The following is a 19,566-nucleotide window of genomic DNA, read 5'->3' on the forward strand; positions in this document are numbered from 1 at the left end:
ATAAATATTGTATAATTTATTTTGCAATTATGCGATTAACCCCTGCCGGATGGCGGATGGGAGGGAAGATAAATGGCAGAAATCAGAATTAAAGACAACGAATCTCTGGAAAGTGCTCTTAGAAGATTTAAGAAGCAGTGCGCAAGAGCCGGTGTTATAGCTGAAGTTCGCAAAAGAGAAGCTTATGAAAAACCTTCTGTAAAGCGTAAGAAGAAGTCTGAGGCAGCTCGTAAGCGTAAATTCAAATAATGCTTCCTTTAGTTGCTAATACTTACTATCAAAAAGCAGGCTTTCCGCCTGCTTTTTTGAATATGAGGATATTATGAAAACATATCATCTTTCAAGCGTGTATGAGCTTACACCCGAAATTTTAAGTAAAATTGGGGTTAAATGCCTGATTTTAGACGTTGATAATACAATAAGGAAATACAATTCTGCATTGCCCGATGATAAAACAAAAGCCTTTATTTCAAAATTGAAGTCGGAAGGGATTACTATTCTCCTGTGCACAAATAACTTCAAAAAAGCAATAAAGCCGTTTGCTGATGCACTGCATTGTGATTTGATTGATTTTTCGCTCAAGCCGTCGCCGTTAGGAATGCTGCGTGCGTGGATACGCTCAAAGGCTTGCCACAGCGAAATTATGGTTGTAGGCGATCAGGTGTTTAACGATATTTTAGCAGGCAAGCTTATGCTGTTTAAAACAATGCTTGTTTCTCCGATTGACAGCAACAACGAGCCTTCTTCTGTCACAGTGAGGAGAAAAATGTTTAAATCGTTTGAGAAAAAAATTCTCAATAATATTAATCCGTTTTAGGAGGAATAATATAATGAAAAAAATTCTTTTAATTTTAGGTCCGAACCTCAATATGGTAGGTATTCGTGAAAAGGGAATTTACGGCGTAGAAACCGCCGAGAGCATTAATATTGACGTAAAGGCGTACGCCGAAAAAAAGGGAGTGGAGCTTGACGTTTTCCAAAGCAACTGCGAGGGTGCTCTTATCGACAAAATCCATTCTGTGCTCGGAGTATATGACGGCGTAGTAATCAATGCCGGAGCGTACACCCATTACAGCTATGCACTGCGTGATGCAATAAACTGTGTAAAGTCCGTTCCGTTTATTGAGGCTCATATGTCGAACATTCATGCAAGAGATGAATTCAGGCATAAGTCGGTTATTGCGCCCGAGTGCGTTGGCCAAATTTCAGGTTTCGGCAAGTATACTTATTTTCTTGCCATTGATGCTCTTCTAATGATGTGAGGTAATATATGGAACAGATAGATTATCTTGAAAAGAGAATAAAAAGAATCCGTTTCGGTCTAACTCAGCCCGGCGAAGCGGCTATAATACTTTCAAATCAAAACAGACTCTATCTGACAGGCTTCAAATCCTCAGCCGGTCTTGTGCTGATTACCAGGTCAAGCGCATATTTTATTGTTGATTTTCGATACGGCGAGGCTGCGAAACAGAATATAAAGCATATTGATGTTATCGTATACACCAAGCTTTCCGACACTCTTGAAAAGCTCTGTAAAAAGCATTGCATTAAGAAGACATATTTTGAAAACGAAGGCATAACTCTTGCGCAGGCAGAGCTATACAAAAGTATGCTCAAAGCCTGTGAGGTAAAGTGCTCCTTTACAAATTATCTTGATAAAATTATTAATAATTTGCGAATAATAAAAACACAGGACGAAATAGAAAAGCTCGAAGAGGCCCAGCGCATAACTGAGGATGCCTACCTTGAAATTCTTAATTACATTAAACCCGGTGTTACTGAACGTGACATTGCACTTGAACTTGAGTATCTTATGAGAAAAAAGGGTGCAGACGGTGTAGCCTTTGATTTAATTACTATTACAGGGACGAACACCTCAAAGCCGCACGGAGTGCCGGGTAATACTGTTATCAACAGCGGCGACTTCTTTACTATGGATATAGGCGTACTGTTTGATGGCTACCACAGCGATATGACACGAACGGTCGCTGTCGGCTCTGTAAGCGATGAGCAGGAGAAGATATATAATATAGTCTTAAATGCTCAGACCACGGCTCTGGCGCAAATTAAGCCGGGAGTTAGCTGTGCGTCTGTTGACGCAGCTGCAAGAGATGTAATTATAGCTGAGGGCTACGGCGAATGCTTTGGTCACTCAACAGGTCACGGCGTAGGTCTTGATATTCACGAGTTTCCTGCTGTCTCCGTGAATAATAGCCAGATATTAAGTGAAGGAATGGTTATTACCTGTGAGCCGGGAATATATCTGCCCGAAAAATTTGGTGTGAGAATAGAGGATATGGTTTTATTAACACAAGACGGAATGAAAAACTTCACAAATGTAACCAAAGAGCTTATTATTTTGTAAGATATTGGGTGTAAATGGTTGATTTTTTCGTGAAAATTTAGTATAATCAATTTGATACTGGTATGATTAGTTAATTACCAAGAACACAAAGGAGGATATTAATATGATTTCAGCAGGCGATTTCAGAAACGGCGTAACTTTTGAAATGGATGGACAGGTTGTTTCAATCATCGAGTTCCAGCACGTTAAGCCGGGCAAGGGTGCTGCCTTCGTTCGTACAAAAATCAGAAACGTAATCACAGGTGCTGTGGTTGAAAAAACCTTCAACCCTAACGATAAGTACCCGACCGCTTTCATTGAGAGAAAGGATATGGAGTATCTCTACAATGATGGAGATCTTTACTATTTCATGGATAACGAAACCTACGAGCAGACCCCGATCGGCAGCACTGTTCTCGGTGACAACTTCAAGTTTGTTAAAGAGAATATGGTTTGCAAGGTTCTCTCATACAAGGGCAATGTTTTCGGCGTAGAGCCGCCAAACTTTGTTACTCTTGAGGTTACAGAGACTGAGCCGGGTGTTAAGGGCGATACTGCAACTAACGTAACAAAGCCGGCCATTGTTGAAACCGGAGCAGAAATTAAGGTTCCTATCTTCATCAATGAGGGTGACAAGATTGAAATTGACACACGCACAGGCGAATATATGTCCCGTGCATAATTAAGGAGAAAAATTATGACATTAACTGAAAAGGCAGCATATATCAAGGGCTTGATTGACGGCCTTAAGCTTGACGAGAGCAAGGACGAAACAAAGGTTATGAAGGCTATTCTCGATTTGCTCAGCGATATGGCTATGACTGTTGAGGATATTGACGATGCCGTAGGCGAGCTTACCGATGAGGTTGACGAGATTGATGAGGCTCTTGCTGATGTTGAGGACGAGCTTTACGGTGATTGTGACTGCGATGATTATGACGAGTATGATGACTGTGATTGCTTTGACGATGACGAAGATGTTTACTACGAAGTAACATGCCCAACATGCGGCGAGGTTATCAATCTTCAGGAGGATGTGCTTCTCTGCGGCGAAACAAGCTGCCCAAAATGCGGCGAAGCTTTGGAGTTCGACTTCTCTGATATAATGGACGAGTGTGATTGCGGCTGTGAGGACTGCGGTCATAACCATGACGAGGACTAAGAGAAACATAGTTTTCAAATAAAACTTACAAATTTTAATTTTTCAGCGCCAAATTTGTTCACTCATATTTGGTGCTGTTTTGTTTTGTTTTTTAATTCAATATGTTTTATGGTGATAAATTATGAGTTTCAAAGTAGCAGTTTTACAAATGCGCTCAAAACCAATGAATATAGAAGATAACACGTCAATTGTAATCAATAAGCTTAATGAGGCTGCAAATAACAGAGCAGACATATTGCTGCTGCCGGAATGCTTTATTACCGGCTATAAAATGCCGATAAATAACAGACAAGCATTGTCTGATGATAATGAATATATAAATCTGATTTGTTGTGCTGCAAAAAAGTATGGAGTAGGGGTCGTGGCAACGGCTTTCACAAAAGGGAGAAACAACCCTCAAAACTCTGCTTATATAATAGATAAGCTTGGGAATATATTAATGAAATATTCAAAGGTTCATACTTGTGATTTTGCCGATGAATCCTGCTTGGAGAACGGAGATGAATTTAAAGTATGTGATTTTCACGGCGTTAAGCTTGGAGTAATGATTTGCTACGATAGGTAATATCCTGAAAGCGCAAGAATATTAATGCTTAAGGGAGCAGAAATTATTTTAGTTCCTAACGACTGCTCCTCAATGTTACCCAGAGTGCAAGCGCTTTCTACCCGTGCCTATGAAAATATGGTTGGAGTTGCTATGGCAAATCCAACCGGAAAAAATTCAGGGTGTTCTTGCGCATACTCACCAATCTGTTGGGATAGAAACGGTTTATGTGTAGATAATACACTTCTTATCGCTGATGAAATAACAGAAGGCTTATTTTATGCTGATTTTGATTTAGCAGAGCTTCGTGACTATCGAAAGCTTGAAATGTTGGGTAATACCTTCCGTAAAGTGAATGCTTATTCTGATTTGTTAAATGGTGAAATTAAAGAGCCGTTTATACGGTGAAATAACAAAGGCTGTAAGAACGATGAAAATTAACGTTCTTACAGCCTTGATTAATTGCGTTGTTTATCTTTATACATTTGACGGACTAAACGAAATAATAGAGTAAAGTGTTGCCATCAGCTCTGCGCTATTAAGTTCGCTTGCTGTATTGGAATCGCTGTTATCACGTGCTTTTTTTGCGTATTCGTTAAGTACAATAATTGCACTGTGAATAAGTCTGCGTTTCGGCAAAAGCTTAGGGTCCATTATCTTTGATTCTGTCAGCACATTTCCAAATCCTTTAACAGTAAGAAGATATGCGTTTACTTCAAGTATATCTTTGACAATCTGTTCAACACTGATATCCGATATAGCTAAAGCACCAAATACGGCCATGTCAACTCCGCTTGTAAGCTTATAGCCGTGAGTGCGAAGCACATAAATAATAGCCGTTGTCTTGTCTGCGAGTAGCTTTGTGTCTTTATCGCTTAATGCAAGAATATTGGAAATAGCCTGAACTGTGTTGCCGTGGCTTATTACCGGCTTTAACATTTCAAACAGTATTTGTGATGTTGATATAGTATCGTTGTGAATTTTACTATTTAGCGCAAACAGTACAGCAATAAGGCAATCCTCCGATGATGTAAGGAAGAAATGCTCCTTTTTTATCATATCAAATATTTCTCTGGTTTGATTTGTAACGCTCTCGTAATATTCAGGGGAGGAAAGCTTAACAATCATATAGGCAGCAAGTGTAAGGTAAGAGGAGGAGGAAAAAACCTCCTTAAGCATTTCATATGTGTTATATACCTCAGTGAAAACCTCCTGAGGATTGTTCTCAATTGACAAAAGCGTTGCAAGCAGTATTGTTGTTGTAGTGCTTCTGAAATTTGAGAAAAAGTTTGTATTCTCTTTAATTATGTCCTTCGAGGTTTTGATTCTCTTAGGTTCAAGCTCAATGCCGTTTTGTGTGTATATATTTGCGCAAAGTGGATAAAGCTGAGATGACTCCCATTTGAAGCTTTGCTTCATCATCTCAAGATTTCGTGCAAAAAGCTCACAGCGAGCCAGCAGTGTTTCAACCATAATTATTCTCCATTCACCTTTAAATCACATAAGTGGAAATTCTGAAAAAGCGGCACAGTTTGTTGCTGTGCCGCTATAATTTTATAAATTTGCAATCAAACTCCCATAAGAGCTTCGCCTGCTTTTGCAAGCTTATTCAAAAGCTCCTTTGCGTTCTCTGAGGTCTTGCCGACTGCAGTTACATAAAGCTTAATCTTCGGCTCTGTGCCACTCGGGCGAACAATAACAGCGTTCTCACCTTCAAGGGAATATGCGATTACATTTGACTTCGGCAGTTTAATTTCTGTCTTTTCTCTTGTGAGTATATCTTCACTTACACTGTTAAGATAATCGTCAACCTTGATAATCTTAAAGCCGGCAATATCAGACGGAGCATTTTCTCTGAGTCCTGTCATAATCTCAGACATCTTCTTCATACCCTCAGCACCTTCAAAAGCGAAGTTGAGCGTATTGTTCATATAGTAGCCGTGCTTTTCGTACATCTCGTCAATAACCTGTGAAAGGGTCTTGCCCTGCTTTTTATAGAAAGCTGCCATTTCGCAAATAAGCATTGATGCAACAACAGCATCCTTGTCACGAACATATGAGCCTGCAAGATAGCCGTAGCTTTCCTCAAAGCCAAATACATATCTACGCTCTTCGCCCTTCTGCTCAAGACCGAGAATCTGCTCGCCTATATATTTAAAGCCTGTGAGTACATTTCTAAGCTCAGCGCCGTATTCGCTGCAAAGCTTATTTATCATAATGCTGGTAACAATGGTCTTAACAACAATTGGGTTCTCAGGCAGAGTGCCGAGAGCCTTTCTTTGTGAAAGAACATAGTCGGTAAGCATAATTCCTGTTTCGTTACCTGTAATAAGGCGGTAAGAGTCGCCGTCTTTAGCTGCAATACCAACACGGTCGCTGTCCGGGTCGGTAGCAAGAAGAAGGTCAGGCTTAACCTCGTTGCACATATCAAGACCGAGCTTCAAAGCCTCTTTAAATTCGGGGTTTGGATATGGACACGTAGTAAAGTTGCCGTCCGGCATCTCCTGTTCCTTAACAACCTGAACGTCCTTTACGCCGATTCTGTCAAGAATCTTGCGAACAAGCTTGTTGCCTGCTCCGTTTAGCGGAGTATAAACAACTTTCAAATCTGAGTCCTTGCAGATGTCCTTGTGAATCTGCTGTGCCTGAACATTATCAAGATAGGTTTCGTAAACGCTGTCAGCTACATACTCGATAGTGCCGTCAGCCAAAGCCTTATCAAAGTCTGCAAGCTTAATGTCCTCAAAGCAGTCAAGCTTCTGTATTTCAGAATAAACTGCATTTGCACCGTCATCTGTCATCTGGCAGCCGTCACTGCCGTAGCACTTGTAGCCGTTGTATTTTGCAGGGTTGTGGCTTGCTGTTATCATAATGCCACTGCTGCACTTAAGTTCTCTAACGAGGAAAGAGAGAACAGGGGTCGGCTGAAGCTCTGTTGAGATAAATACCTTGATGCCATTGCCGGCAAGAACTCTTGCAGCTTCTTTTGCGAAAAGGTCAGCCTTAATTCTTGAATCATACGAGATTGCAACTGCTGATTGTGAATATTTGTTGTTAAGGTAATTTGCAAGACCTTGTGTTGCAAGACGAACACTATAAATGTTCATTCTGTTTGTACCAGCGCCGATAACGCCTCTGAGACCTGCTGTGCCGAATTCAAGCGCACGGTAAAAGCGGTCATATATTTCTTCCTCATTGCCTTCAATTGAAACTAATTCATCAATAAGGTCTTTATCTTCTGTTGCCTTGTTTTTCCATAATGTGTAAAGCTCATTTGTATTCATAAAATCCACCTCTGACAAGATTATATATATTATTTGTATGTTTTTCTGTTTAAACAAATGGTTTTCCATTTATTTCAAATTATATCACAAACGCAATAAAATTACAAATTACAAATTACCGAAATTTTGTAACGGTTATTGGTTCTTGATGTAAAAAGTGCTGGAAATTCACAAGTTCTGAATGTATTAGTGCATATAAATAAGCACTTGTATATTCATTAGATATAAATTCTTTTGTGTTTTTTTATATTCTTAATTTGTTAATTTTCTTTTATTTTGCTTTTTGTACTTGTGTAGCACCAAATTTTATAGTAAAATAAAATATATATTGTTTTAATAGCATAAATTCAAGCACAGGAGGAATTAAAATTGGAAGAAAACAATAATATTAATTTAGAAAACGACGCAGTGGAAGCACCACAGCCACAGGAAGAGGCGCAAGCTGCTGAAACTGATGCAAACGCAGCTTCGCCGGAAGAAAATGCACAGACTGAGGAGAATAGCACAGGATATGTTTCTCAGTTTGGAGAAATAACAGGTGTTTCGGCTCCGGATGAAAGTACCGCAACAGTTAAGGTAAAGAAAAAACGACTGGTTATGCCGTGTATTATAATTTCGGCTTGTACTCTTCTTGTAGCCATTGTTGTGGGTGTCGTATTTTTACTGTTCTTTAATACGTCGGTTGCAGGCACATATGTAATCGAAACTGAAGGTGATACCGCTGAGATTCAGACATACTTTATTCTGGGTGATGATGGGAAGCTTACACAGCGTTCAGGCTCAATTGAGCTTGAAGGCACTTACCAGATTACAAATGAGGATAATGAAAGCAAGATTAATCTCTCTATTCCTGCAAATTATGTTAATGTAACTTACAACTACAAGATTGAAGGCAATAAGCTAACAGGTATGAAGCTGATTATGTCAGATGATAGAGGCAATTCTCTGATATTTGCTCCGGCAACGTACGTTGAAACAACTGTTGAGCCAATAGAAAATGCTCAGCTTGATTCAAAGCTTGTAGGTAACTGGGAGGACACAGAAGGCTACGGACTTAGATATATCTTTAATGATGATTACAGCCTTGTAATGAGTGGTAACGGTATGAATATTTACGGCTGCTATTCTGCTGAAAACGGTAATATTAAAATCAAATATTACGCTGACACTCTCAGAGAGGATACAGCCACATACTCCTTTGACGGAGATAAGCTTGTATTAAATGAATCGGTAACCTTTACAAAAGTAAGCGAATAAACCGGTAATTCGCAAAAATTCTATTGGGTGTGTAAAATATGTTAAGAAAGAGATACAAATTCATTGTCTTGATTGTAGCACTGCTAACTTTTGTTTTTTCAATTTCTGTTACAAGTGCGTCTGCAAGCAGTGCCGGTGTTTCAATCTCTAAGGCTCATTACAGCGTCCAGATTGGTTCAACTGTAAAAATAGATGCAATAGGCACAAATATCACTTGGAGTTCGTCCGACACTTCTGTTGTAACAGTAAACCGGCTTGGCGAGGTTAAGGGTATATCCATGGGAAAAGCAACGGTTACAGCGAAAAGCGGTTCGTATTCAGCAACAACTGAGATAAGTTGCGGCTTCTATAAGGGGATAGACGTGTCAAGCTGGAACGGTGAATATTCTCAAAGCGGAATTTATACCGGCCCTGTTAACTGGAAGAGTGTTAAGCAACAAGGTATTGATTTTGCATTTATCCGTGCCGGATATGGATGGGAGGATTATCCGTATCAAGTAGATAGTCAGCTTGTAAACAATATAAATGGTTGTATTAAATATGACATTCCATTTGGTTTGTATTTCTATTCGTATGCCACGAACACCGATGAGGCTGTTTTAGAGGCTGATTATTTGCTAAGGATACTTAATGATTATTGCCCGGACAGCCATAACAAGCTAAGTCTGCCTATTGTATATGACGTTGAAGAAGAATTTATATACACAATGGACAGCACAGAGCTTACTAATATTGTTTTAGCTTTTTGCAATAAGATAAAGGCAGCCGGCTATGATACTATGATATACGGCAACACAGCGTCGTTCAATAATATGAATCTCGATACGCTTAAGGCTAATGATGTTGATTTATGGTATGCAATGTGGCCGTACACACCACAGTTTAAGGAACCTGAAACAATAGGAAAAACAGACATAGTTCCTGAGGTATGGCAGTATGCGTCAGACGGAACGGTTCCGGGTGCAGGCGATGTAGGCGGTGTTGATGTCAATCTAATTTATATGCTCAGTACCCAGACCGAACTTTTCAAAAATACTAAAACCACTGCCTCACAGGCAACGCAAGGAGTTAGTAAGGCTACTGTAAAATGGAACAGCGTCAACGGTGCAAGCTACAACCTTTACAGAGCGAATGTCAGCTCAAGTGGGAAAATAGACACCGTAAACGCTCTTAAGCTTTACAGCGGTACCAAAACCACCTTTACAGATAACACTGTTAAATACGGAAAGAGCTATTATTATTACACTGATACATCGTTTTCGGGAGATTATCTGGACCCTGATTATCGTAAAATTATGAGTGGAGTAGAGAAAGGCTCGTATATATATAATGTGAAAAACGGTGATGTAACGCTTGACGGAAAGGTAAGTCTGCTTGACGCTATAATAATTCAAAAACACGCTTTAGCGGCATATTCTTTTTCTGATATTCAGCTTTTTGCTGCCGATTACGATAAGTCCGGCAAAGTTAATTTGTCTGATGCGATAACTGCTCAGAAAGCAGCAAATATGTAAAACTATAATCTTTAAACAAAGCTGCTTCAATTTTTTCTTGAGGCAGCTTCATTTTTTGCCAAAAAAACAAAAAAATATACAAATTTTTCAATTTACCTATTTATTTCTTGTGGATTATATGATATAATATACTCAGCAAAAGATTTTTGCAAATAAAATGCAGGAGGTTATATTTATGTTAATTACCTACATAGCTAAGAAAGTGAATCTTAAGGACAATTTTAAAAATATGGTTGATAAGAAACTGTCAAAGTTTGACAGACTTTTTAGCGACAGTGCAAGCGCAACCGTAAAGGTAGCCGTTGAAAAAAACAGACAGACCGTTGAAATTACAATCAATGACAACGGAATGATATACAGGTCAGAAAACACCTCAGCGGAAATGAACGAGGCTGTTGATAAATGTGTTGCTATTCTTGGCAGACAGATAAGGAAGAATAAGACCAAGCTTGAAAAACGTCTTAAAGCCGGCTCTATTGATGAGTTTATCGCAGCTGAGCCGGAAGATGCTGATGTTGACGGGGAAGAGGCAGAAAGCTATGATGTTTACCGTGTAAAGACAATTCCGACTAAGCCAATGCTTGTTGATGAGGCTATACTCAGAATGAATATGGTTAACCACCAATTCTTTATGTTTACAAATGCGGAAACATCGCAGATAAATGTTGTGTATAAAAGAGCAGACGGCAAATATGGTCTGTTGATACCCGAAGAAAACTAATTTTGATTTTCATTAAACCTTTTCATATGTTTTTATTTCCATAATTTTTTCGCAACAAAACCGCAGCTTAAGCTGCGGTTTTGTTGCGTCCGAATAAATGTTATGCTTTTGTGATAGAAGCGCCGGCATAACCTTTTTCGTCAAAGGTAATGCATACTCTTCCGTTTTCAAGAGTACCGTCCTTGTGATGAACTGTTATCTTGATTGTTGCTCCAAAATAATTCGTGAAATCCTCAGCTGACTGAAGGCGTATATCTATTTCAGGGGATACTGCTTTTGCGGTTTCGTAATCATTATAGTAGTCCTCAACATTAAGACCAAGTGTTTCTTCTATTTCGTTGTTGAGCTTTTCGGAGGATGGATACCAATTGACGATTGAATTATTAGGATTCTCGCTATCAAACGGAATATCGATTATTGAATTTCCTTTTTTAAAATATTTGTCAATGTTTGTTCCCTCATTATTGTGATACTCTCTATATGCATCCATATTAACATAGTTAAAATATCCATTGTCTGATGTTATATCAAAGCTTTCAATATCTTCACCTGAAATTTCAAGGCTGATATTATCAAATCCTAATCCGCAGACATCATTAAGAACGGTCGGCGTTTCGCCTTCACTCAGCGGATTGTCTTCGCTAATTTGCTTTCCCTGCGAGTCATATTCTCTGCTGCTGAGTTCTTTATTAATCGTTGGGATGAACGGCGATATTTTAGCATCAACGCTGTTAAGCTTGGTACCGTTTGAACTGTTGGGTTCAGCCGCATATGCTGTAACAATAAAGCCAAGGTCTGCTTTAGAACTATCACTGTTCTCACTGAAAACAGTATGCTGAAGTGCTATAAATCCTCCGCAAAGCATAGTTGCAACGCAAAGGCAGGCGGCTGCATATCTGAAATTAGGTTTTCTTTTCATTGCTTTTTCCTCCGTTTTAAAATTAAAACAATATTCCGGTTGACGGTTGCAATAGTTTTTCAGCATTTTATCAAGACGATCTTCTGAAATCATTTTTTTATTTCTCATTTTCAAGCCTCCTTCTGATATAAGCCTTAGCAGAATATAATCGTGATTTTACCGTTCCTTCGGGAATATCAAGAATCTGCGCAATGTCCTTAGTGCTGTAATCTTTGAAATATTTCAGTATAATCACAACCCTCTGCTTTTTAGGCAATGCGGAAATAATCTTGTGCAATTCAAAATACTCATCTGAATTTTCATAGCTGATGTCGGGGATAGAATTGAAAAATGCTATTTGCTCCTCTTCGCTTCTAAAGCTGACCTTAAACCTGTTGTAAAACAATCTGCTTGTGTTCTTATATGTGTTAACACATATTGAATACAGCCACTTATCAAACGGCAGGGAGCTATTGTATTTGGAGTAATTATTAATCGCCTTGCACCATGTTTCCTGAAACAGGTCTTCTGCCTCTGAGGTATTTCTGCAAAGTGACACACAAAGCCTTGTGAGGTCAGCACTGTATAGCCTTATGTACTCGTCAAAATTACCGTTCAATTTTATCCCCCTAACTGAAAGCTTTCACTATATATACAACTCAAATATATAAAAGGTTCATATTAAAAAAATTCCACCTGAGAAGAACTCAGGTGGAGCATAGCTATGATAATCAATTTTCAAATTCAGTCTTAATACTTCTTAGGAAGAGGCTTGATAATATATCTATTGGCTTTTTGTCGCTGTGGAGGACTTCATAAACTGCCTTGGCTATTGGTAAATCAACGTTGTATTTTTCTCCAAGCTTCAGAAGAGCCGTTGTTGTGTAAACACCCTCGGCAAGCTTTTCAAAACGCTCACCTTGTACGCACATTTCACCATAGCGCCTGTTATGACTCCACTGAGAGAATAGAGTAGCCTCGTAATCGCCTAAGTGGCAAAGACCGTATGCCGACATCTCGTTTCCGCCCATAGCGCCGATTAATCGGGAAATCTCTCTTGTACCCCTTGCCATTAATGCGCCCTTTAAGGAAGTATAGTGCAGTCCGTCAAGCATACCTGCGGCAAGACCGACAACATTTTTTGCAGCAGCTCCAACCTCGGTTCCGATTAAGTCGTTGCCAATATAGAATCTGATAAGCTCACTGTTAAAACGGTCAACAAGCATCTTTTTAACTGCAACATTTTTGCTGTCGATAACCATACAGTTTGGAATACCCTTGACATAATCCTGCGGATGTCCGGGTCCAACCCAAACAGCAACCGGAGTTTTGTCTGTGTCTATGTATTCTTCAAAAACTTCTGTAAGACGTTTGCCTGTTGTTTGCTCAATGCCCTTCATACACAGCACAAAAATCTTACCATCAAGAGAAAATTTATTTACCCTCTGCAAAAAGCTACGCAAATTTTGCGAGCTGATAGAAATAACGATTATCTCACCGTGAGCTATGGCGGCTTCAAGGTCGTCTGTTACTGTCATTTGCGGGGAGTATGACAGATATTCGTTTTTATGCTCCTTTTTCAGCTGTTGAAAATCAGGAGCTTCAGTAAGTCCCCATGAATAAACATTGTTGCCTATTTTGTCAAGATACCAAGCAATGCAAGACCCCCAACGGCCGCATCCCAATACGGATATATTCACACTATCACCGTCCGAAAATTTTATACTAAAATTATACCACGAATATGAATAGAATACTATATAAAAATTACTTATCTTTAGATTTTTTGTGTTCAATTTTTTTCGATTTGCTGAAAAGCTGTCTGACTCCCATGATTAAAAGGAGAATACCAAATGTTTTTGAAAGCAATCCTCCATCTATCACAGTTGCTAAATAGCTGCCTGCAAGTGACGTAATAACACCAAGTACGGCAAAGGGGAGGGCAGTGCGCCAAGCAATAAGACCCTTAATATGATAGATTATTACGGATAATGCAGCTATCGGAATGAAGAACAGCACGTTGATTCCCTGTGCGGTAAGCTGCGGGATGGCTGTGAATAATCCAAAATAAATTATCATTATTCCTCCGCCACCCATTCCCATTGAGCTGAATATCCCTGCCATAAAGGCGGCAGCACCACCCCAGACTATCTCCATATCAGTCTTATCCCTGCCCATAGCATAAACACGGCGAATATCTTTCTTATTATGTTGTTATTAAGCTTCTTTAAAAGAAATGTGCCTATAACAGCACCGAGCAAGCCCCACAACACATATGGCATAACATCGCTTATAGCAACTGCTCCTCTTATTAAATATCCCACAGCGCTTGCTACGCAAATTGGCAGAATAATTGCAACACAGGTTGCGTGTGCTTTTTTCGCTTCAAGGGTGCGTGATAAAAAGGGTACGGCTATCATTCCGCCGCCTGCACCAAGCAAACCGTTAAAAAAACCGGTTGCAAGCCCTCCGACTGCCGTCAGCAATTTATTTTTTTTGCATTTCTTCATACTATCACCGACATTATTGTTACCGTTAAATATGTTTTAATGCAATAAAAAGGGCCATTGCTAAACGCAATGACCGTTCGTTTGAAAAAACCCGCCTGACCGTATCGTGCAATTATAACCTGCCTACTAAAAGACAGGTGGGTGTCTCCCCTTGCTTTCACGCTCCCTTCATCCACCGAAATGGGAGGTCTGCAATCCGTCAAGGGAGGAGGACTCCCGAAGAATAAGTTGTAGGGTTATATTGGCACAATTCACGAATCAGGCAGGCAATGAGCAAATTAAACCTCGTCGCTTTCTGCTTCTTCGTCAGCATACATATTTTCAAAATGATCCTCAAATATTTCAGCAAGACTCTGGCTGAGTTCTTCATCCTCAACCTCAACTAAAAGCTCATCGCCGTCCTCTTCAACTGTTTCAAAAATATAATATACACCGTCAGATTCAAGCTCATCCTCAGGTGATTCGAAAACAGGGTAGAGAGCAAAATAGCTTTTATCGTCCTGCTCGATAATATCGAGAATCTCAAACTGTTGCTCCTTGCCGTCCTCGTCAATCAAGGTAAGCAAATCTGCTTCAAACTCATTATCCATAATATCATTCCCTTTCGCTATTTCATATATGTATTTTAACCTTTAATTCGTTTTAAGTCAAGAGAAATCTTAAAATTTTTAGAGAAAAAACATACTAAAAAAATAAAAAAAGTTAAAAAAAAGTATTGACAATGTAAAAAATTGTGTTATAATATAATTGAAATTAAGGAAAGGGGCTGAGTCCTATGGGCGAACTGACACCGGAAAATTCATTGAGCTTCGTTGAAACAGCGGGCTCTTGCTCACAAGGCTGACTTGAGAATATTATTACACGAAATATCAAGTAACATTCAATTAAAAAAATGAAAATATTATTGCTTTGTTTTTTTAACTTTAATGTTCATCATTTTAAATTATACCGTAAACGGTTCGGAATATTTAAAGAAAAGCCGAGTGATTTGATTACAATTGAATATTTTGATTATTAATCTATCATATGTTCGGATAAACGAAAATATGATAAAGAACTTCAAAGCTTTAAAAGCTCAAAATGTGTTGATGCTCAGACGGCAGAAAATACACTTTTTTCAAGCATTCGGCTTGAATTTGAGTAAAGCGTTAAAGGCGCCTGAAAGCGTACTGATGGCTGTGCGTGATACAATTCTCAGCCGAACGCATTTTTATTGCAGAGATTGGTTACATAAACTTAATAGTTTCTAATATATTACAGATATAAACAATGTGAATGAAACAGAGAGTGAGACCAATGATTATTTAACTTTGATTAATAATTGCATTTTTTATGACCGACGGGGCGTTCTCGTCGGTCGGTTTTTTGTTAGTACCGGAACAACGCCTGTAACTCTGTTGAGCGTTTTTTGCTGCTTCTTGTTTGCAATAATTGCGGCAATTCTTTCTCGGATAAGAGTGAACACCATACAGAGAACAAGTGTGGATATGTTCGATATTTCGCCGATTGAGAGGGGACTTTGGCACCTTTTAAGGCAGTTGATGTCAAAATAAATACGCTTGTGATTACTGCATATTTCAGCTCATAGCAGAGAAAACTTGTGATTTTTCTTAAATTCTATCATAATAAAGCGAATTCATCAAAAAGTCGAACAAGTAACTTTTCATTGAAATATAGATTAAGCACAACTTGTTTTTCTTGTCTTTATCATCATTTTATGTTATATTAAAATAAAATGGTTGGGGTGATATATGTGAGAAAACTCAGAATATTATTGGTTATTTTGCGGCGAACAAAGGCAGACAAGGTTCTGCTTGGAATGATTGTATTTGTGCTTGTTTCTGCATTATTTATTATGTTATCAGAACCAAATATTACATCTTATTTTGATGCGCTGTGGTACTGCTACACAGTAATTTCAACCATAGGCTTTGGCGATATAATTGTAACTACATTTATTTCAAAAATTATCTCTGTTTTGCTCACGGTGTATTCTCTGTTTGTAATAGCAATAGCAACGGGAGTTGTTGTTAGTTTTTACAATCAAGTGGTTCAGTCCCAACATGACGACAGTGTTTCTTTGTTTGTTGATAAGCTTGAAAGACTTCCGGAGCTTTCTAAAGAAGAACTTAAGGAAATATCTGATAAAATAAAAAAGCTTAGATAATGCATTAACTTAAAAATAATTATGAAACGCCGATATTCATATTGAGTATCGGCGTTTCATAATTCTCTCAGACACTCCTTTGCCGCCTTCTTACCGGATTTTACAGCTCCCTCCATTGTTGCAAAGGAGGACGTCAAAGTGTAGTCGCCGGCAAGGGTTAGTCCGTCAATCTCTGTTTTTTGATGAGGTCTTAAACTTTGATTGTTGCAATCAAGCGAATAGAATTCGTTCTCCTCCGATATCTTCCGATAATTAAGAATATGTCCGTCAAGATGAATTCCCAGGCGATTCATTTGTTCAAGCACAACTGTAAGAATTTCCTCGCTTGATTTATTTGCATAGCTCTTTGCGTTTCCAAGTATAATCGACAACCTGCCGTTACACTGCCTGAAGGTTGACCTTGATTGCTCCGCAAAGCTTACCATATCTGTTCCCGGTGCAAAAGTAGTAATGTCCTTTTTTAGTGCGGGACTGTCAAGCTCAAGCTGAATTGTACATGAAGACATAGAGGGCAGAAGAAAAAGTTTTTGTAATCTTCCATCATTTTTAAAAGCAGAGAGAATATGCTTTGCCGAGGAAATTGTCGTAGCAATAACTGTTTGCGGAGCATAGTATTCATTATCATTTTTTGTTTTCACTCCGCATACTGAGCCATTTTTTACAAGTACATTTTCTACCTCCTCGTTAAAGCGGAAATCACTCCCAAGCGATTTTATTTTATTTACAATGGGCATACAAACAACGTCCGTCATACCGCCAAGATAAGCACCGATTCTCATTTTATAAAACTTAGGTATTCCGGGAGCAAACAACCCAAAGAAGGCATATGCCGAATAGTTTTCCGGTGGCATAAAGAAAATTCCGCTGCTAAGCGGCTCTAAAATTAGTCGCTTGCTTTTATCCGTTACACGGTGTCGGTTTGCATATTGCGTAACGCTGTAATTGTCAAGACGTGTTGAAAAAATATAGCTTGTAAATCCACATATAAAAAACGGTAATAATGAAAGCTTGTCTTTTACTGACAGAACATCATTGTTTCCCAAAATGCCTCGCAGTGTTTTAGTAAATCCTAAAAGCGGCGCAAGTCCAAGCACCAATTTTTTGTTTTCGTCCTTTATCAGTATATCTGCTTTTTCTTCCCAGAAAACTATGTCTTTAAGATTGACTCCGCATTTCTTGAGCAGCTTAGGCAATGCCGAATAATATCCTATATGCCTGTGAAGTCCCGATTCAACCTGCATACCGTTGTCGATAAATGACGATGTTCTGCCGCCGGGGTATGAGTGTGCTTCAAGAACAAGTACCTTTTTTCCTTTTTCTGAAAGATGATAAGCGCAGGATAATCCTGCCAGACCTGCACCGACAATTATTGCGTCATATCTATCCAATTATAAATCCTCCGTTAGCTCGTATATGAATATGTTTCTTGTTTATTGCATTATTATTCAAACGTGACGAAAGTCATATTAAAGATGTTTCTTAATTCACTTACTTCTCAAGCCTACATCAGGCAATATTGAAATTTTCGGAATGAATGTGTCAATGCCTTTATTGTATTCGGTTTGTTTTTGGTTATCACAAAGAATTTGTAATGTTGATGCTAATTTAAAATTATGTTCGTCGGTGATTTTTTATTTTTAGAATAAGTAGGTGTGTAATAGATATTACAAAAATGTATGAAATAATCAACAAGGGCAATAATACTGAAAATGTGTTTGCATAAAGCTTCAATAATAAAGTATCGCCGGTAAGTGAAAGAGAATTTTGTGTGTTACAGTTTTCTATAATTCTTTCAATATAGTATGAAAAGTCGAATATGTTGTCATACGGAATGTATTTTGACGGAATAAAAATGCTGAAATCCGCAACAAAAAATACAGTAAGCAGAATAGTAGGTATTCCCAACGCAGTGGTAATCATCAGGATATATTTAAGCGGAATTGATTTAATAGAGCTTAGAATGTAATTTTCTTTCAAATCGTTCCGAACCTCTTTAATCAGATATTTACACACCGCAAACCATACTTTCATTGTAATTACACAAAGCACTGTAAACAACAGCAGAAAAATTAGGTGCTTAAAGCTCTCAATCACCCTTGAGCATTCGGAAAAATTTGTCGGGTAATATTGGCTTAGGTTCATCTGCTCAATCATAGGTGCGGATAATGCGCCGTTTTCATAAGCAATGCTGTTAATACTCATTTTTTCGTAACCTTTATAGCAGGTGTATGGGATATACACCCTTTGCTTACCGTCACTTGATATACGGTTTATCAAAGTGTCATTCTCGTTGATTACACCACAAATTCTGTATTCCTCACCGTTTAGGTTGATTATCTTGCCCACTGCGTAAGTTGTTAAGAATAGCTTAAGCGCAAGATTGCTGCCAATTACGGCAGTTTTTTCTTTTGTGGTGATATTTTTCCGAGTAATGCCTTTTCCTGTAACGCCGTAACTGTAAATCATAAAATAGCTTTCGTTCGTAAGCACAGGTGTTACCATTTGTCCTTTTACGCTGATTTCGTTCTGCTCAGAGCAAAAGCTTATGTAATCCATATTTATTCTCTTGGATAAGCTCTCAAAATTACCTATGTTAAGCGGCAAAGCATCAGCATTTTGATTGAAATTAAGCTGTGTAACATTTGTAAGCTGTGTCTGTGCGTTGTCGGCAAAGTAAAAGCCGGGGGATAGAATAAGGAGTGTTAAGAACAATAGCACAGCAGCGCAAAAAATTCTTTTAATCAAAACGCTATCCCTCCTCAACATAAACCCTGTCGCCGTCCGATATGCTCTTTGAGGTTTCATATATAACTTGCATATCAGAGAAAAGACTACCTGATGTAACCTCATAGTACAAATCATCAGAAGCGGTAATCGTTACGGATATTTCATTTACCTTTGTTTTACCATTGTCATCTGTATTCAACACGAAAACACTGCCCGACTCGTCAAACTCGGTAACAGATGAAAGCGGAAGAAGATATTTTGTTTTCATATTGCCGTCATTTTCTCCGCTGAGAGTTCCGACAATAATATCGGTAGATTTAACCTTTGGAAGAAGCATATTGTCAATAGTGCTTGATAAATAGGTGAGTACAGCAACTATAATTAAAAATGCAATTCCTGCTCTTATTGAATACTTCTTTAATCTGTTTTTCTTCATAA

The 19,566-nt window shown here is 38.6% G+C and carries 21 protein-coding genes, 1 other RNA gene and 1 pseudogene; 11 read left to right on the forward strand and 12 right to left on the reverse strand.

From position 1 onward, the window contains the following. Positions 1–72: 72 nt before the first annotated feature. The 7 genes and pseudogenes from rpsU (at position 73) to GMA13_RS10545 (ending at position 4,458) form a co-directional block, all read left to right on the forward strand. Positions 73–249, forward strand: a complete 177-nt coding sequence (gene rpsU / locus GMA13_RS01230; RefSeq protein WP_022263647.1) for a 30S ribosomal protein S21 — start codon at positions 73–75, stop codon at positions 247–249. Positions 250–322: 73 nt separating this feature from the next. Then, entirely contained in the window at positions 323–817 is a 495-nt protein-coding gene (locus GMA13_RS01235) for a YqeG family HAD IIIA-type phosphatase (protein ID WP_255882370.1), read from the forward strand. Positions 818–830: 13 nt separating this feature from the next. Next, entirely contained in the window at positions 831–1,262 is a 432-nt protein-coding gene (aroQ, locus tag GMA13_RS01240; RefSeq protein ID WP_255882372.1) for a type II 3-dehydroquinate dehydratase, read from the forward strand. Positions 1,263–1,270: 8 nt separating this feature from the next. After that, entirely contained in the window at positions 1,271–2,365 is a 1,095-nt protein-coding gene (locus GMA13_RS01245; RefSeq protein WP_255882374.1) for an aminopeptidase P family protein, read from the forward strand. Positions 2,366–2,468: 103 nt separating this feature from the next. Next, positions 2,469–3,026 (forward strand): elongation factor P, encoded by a 558-nt coding sequence (efp, locus tag GMA13_RS01250; protein WP_255882375.1) that lies wholly within the window; start codon positions 2,469–2,471, stop codon positions 3,024–3,026. Between the two features lie 15 nt (positions 3,027–3,041). After that, entirely contained in the window at positions 3,042–3,506 is a 465-nt protein-coding gene (locus GMA13_RS01255; protein WP_255882376.1) for a CD1247 N-terminal domain-containing protein, read from the forward strand. Between the two features lie 121 nt (positions 3,507–3,627). Then, positions 3,628–4,458, forward strand: a pseudogene (locus tag GMA13_RS10545) (carbon-nitrogen hydrolase family protein). Positions 4,459–4,527: 69 nt separating this feature from the next. Here GMA13_RS10545 and GMA13_RS01270 read toward each other — a convergent pair. Then, positions 4,528–5,523 carry a DUF4003 family protein gene (locus GMA13_RS01270; protein WP_255882379.1) on the reverse strand — a complete coding sequence of 332 codons (996 nt, stop codon included), beginning with the start codon at positions 5,521–5,523 and terminating at the stop codon, positions 4,528–4,530. A 95-nt stretch (positions 5,524–5,618) separates the two neighbouring features. Next, positions 5,619–7,334: a phospho-sugar mutase gene (locus tag GMA13_RS01275; protein ID WP_255882381.1), complete on the reverse strand. Its 1,716-nt coding sequence runs from the start codon at positions 7,332–7,334 to the stop codon at positions 5,619–5,621. 369 nt (positions 7,335–7,703) lie between these two features. Here GMA13_RS01275 and GMA13_RS01280 point away from each other — a divergent pair, with 369 nt between their 5' ends. From GMA13_RS01280 to hpf, 3 genes are all read left to right on the forward strand, one after another. Next, a complete protein-coding gene (locus tag GMA13_RS01280; protein ID WP_255882383.1) occupies positions 7,704–8,591 on the forward strand; it encodes a DUF5640 domain-containing protein in 888 nt (295 codons plus the stop codon). 38 nt (positions 8,592–8,629) lie between these two features. Next, positions 8,630–10,105, forward strand: coding sequence for a GH25 family lysozyme (locus GMA13_RS01285; RefSeq protein WP_255882384.1), 1,476 nt, complete (start codon positions 8,630–8,632; stop codon positions 10,103–10,105). A gap of 175 nt (positions 10,106–10,280) precedes the next feature. Continuing rightward, positions 10,281–10,826: a ribosome hibernation-promoting factor, HPF/YfiA family gene (gene hpf, locus GMA13_RS01290; protein WP_255882385.1), complete on the forward strand. Its 546-nt coding sequence runs from the start codon at positions 10,281–10,283 to the stop codon at positions 10,824–10,826. A gap of 100 nt (positions 10,827–10,926) precedes the next feature. Here hpf and GMA13_RS01295 read toward each other — a convergent pair whose 3' ends face one another. From GMA13_RS01295 to GMA13_RS01325, 7 genes are all read right to left on the reverse strand, one after another. After that, a complete protein-coding gene (locus tag GMA13_RS01295; RefSeq protein WP_255882386.1) occupies positions 10,927–11,745 on the reverse strand; it encodes a hypothetical protein in 819 nt (272 codons plus the stop codon). A 97-nt stretch (positions 11,746–11,842) separates the two neighbouring features. Beyond that, the gene (locus tag GMA13_RS01300; protein ID WP_255882387.1) at positions 11,843–12,343 is read right to left on the reverse strand and encodes an RNA polymerase sigma factor; all 501 of its coding nucleotides are present in this window, start codon (positions 12,341–12,343) and stop codon (positions 11,843–11,845) included. A 112-nt stretch (positions 12,344–12,455) separates the two neighbouring features. Beyond that, the gene (locus GMA13_RS01305) at positions 12,456–13,424 is read right to left on the reverse strand and encodes an NAD(P)H-dependent glycerol-3-phosphate dehydrogenase (RefSeq protein ID WP_255882389.1); all 969 of its coding nucleotides are present in this window, start codon (positions 13,422–13,424) and stop codon (positions 12,456–12,458) included. A 67-nt stretch (positions 13,425–13,491) separates the two neighbouring features. Further along, positions 13,492–13,902: a sulfite exporter TauE/SafE family protein gene (locus tag GMA13_RS01310; protein WP_255882390.1), complete on the reverse strand. Its 411-nt coding sequence runs from the start codon at positions 13,900–13,902 to the stop codon at positions 13,492–13,494. Further along, on the reverse strand, positions 13,872–14,234 hold the full coding sequence (locus GMA13_RS01315; protein ID WP_255882391.1) for a sulfite exporter TauE/SafE family protein: 363 nt from the start codon (positions 14,232–14,234) through the stop codon (positions 13,872–13,874). The genes GMA13_RS01310 and GMA13_RS01315 overlap by 31 nt, the downstream gene beginning before the upstream one ends. An 84-nt stretch (positions 14,235–14,318) precedes the next feature. Further along, positions 14,319–14,506: non-coding RNA, 6S RNA (ssrS, locus tag GMA13_RS01320), on the reverse strand. A 6-nt stretch (positions 14,507–14,512) separates the two neighbouring features. Then, positions 14,513–14,824: a DUF1292 domain-containing protein gene (locus tag GMA13_RS01325; protein WP_255882392.1), complete on the reverse strand. Its 312-nt coding sequence runs from the start codon at positions 14,822–14,824 to the stop codon at positions 14,513–14,515. 1,163 nt (positions 14,825–15,987) lie between these two features. Between GMA13_RS01325 and GMA13_RS01330 the strand changes: the two genes are divergently transcribed. Further along, positions 15,988–16,401 (forward strand): potassium channel family protein, encoded by a 414-nt coding sequence (locus GMA13_RS01330; RefSeq protein WP_255882393.1) that lies wholly within the window; start codon positions 15,988–15,990, stop codon positions 16,399–16,401. A 56-nt stretch (positions 16,402–16,457) separates the two neighbouring features. Here GMA13_RS01330 and GMA13_RS01335 read toward each other — a convergent pair whose 3' ends face one another. From GMA13_RS01335 to GMA13_RS01345, 3 genes are all read right to left on the reverse strand, one after another. Continuing rightward, positions 16,458–17,789 carry an FAD-dependent oxidoreductase gene (locus GMA13_RS01335; protein WP_255882394.1) on the reverse strand — a complete coding sequence of 444 codons (1,332 nt, stop codon included), beginning with the start codon at positions 17,787–17,789 and terminating at the stop codon, positions 16,458–16,460. A gap of 223 nt (positions 17,790–18,012) precedes the next feature. Further along, entirely contained in the window at positions 18,013–19,146 is a 1,134-nt protein-coding gene (locus GMA13_RS01340; protein WP_255882395.1) for an ABC transporter permease, read from the reverse strand. Positions 19,147–19,150: 4 nt separating this feature from the next. Continuing rightward, on the reverse strand, positions 19,151–19,564 hold the full coding sequence (locus GMA13_RS01345) for a hypothetical protein (RefSeq protein ID WP_255882396.1): 414 nt from the start codon (positions 19,562–19,564) through the stop codon (positions 19,151–19,153). Positions 19,565–19,566: the final 2 nt, after the last annotated feature.

Origin of the sequence: Ruminococcus sp. zg-924 (assembly GCF_024433635.1) — a bacterium.
In the GTDB taxonomy this organism is placed as follows: domain Bacteria; phylum Bacillota; class Clostridia; order Oscillospirales; family Acutalibacteraceae; genus UBA7067.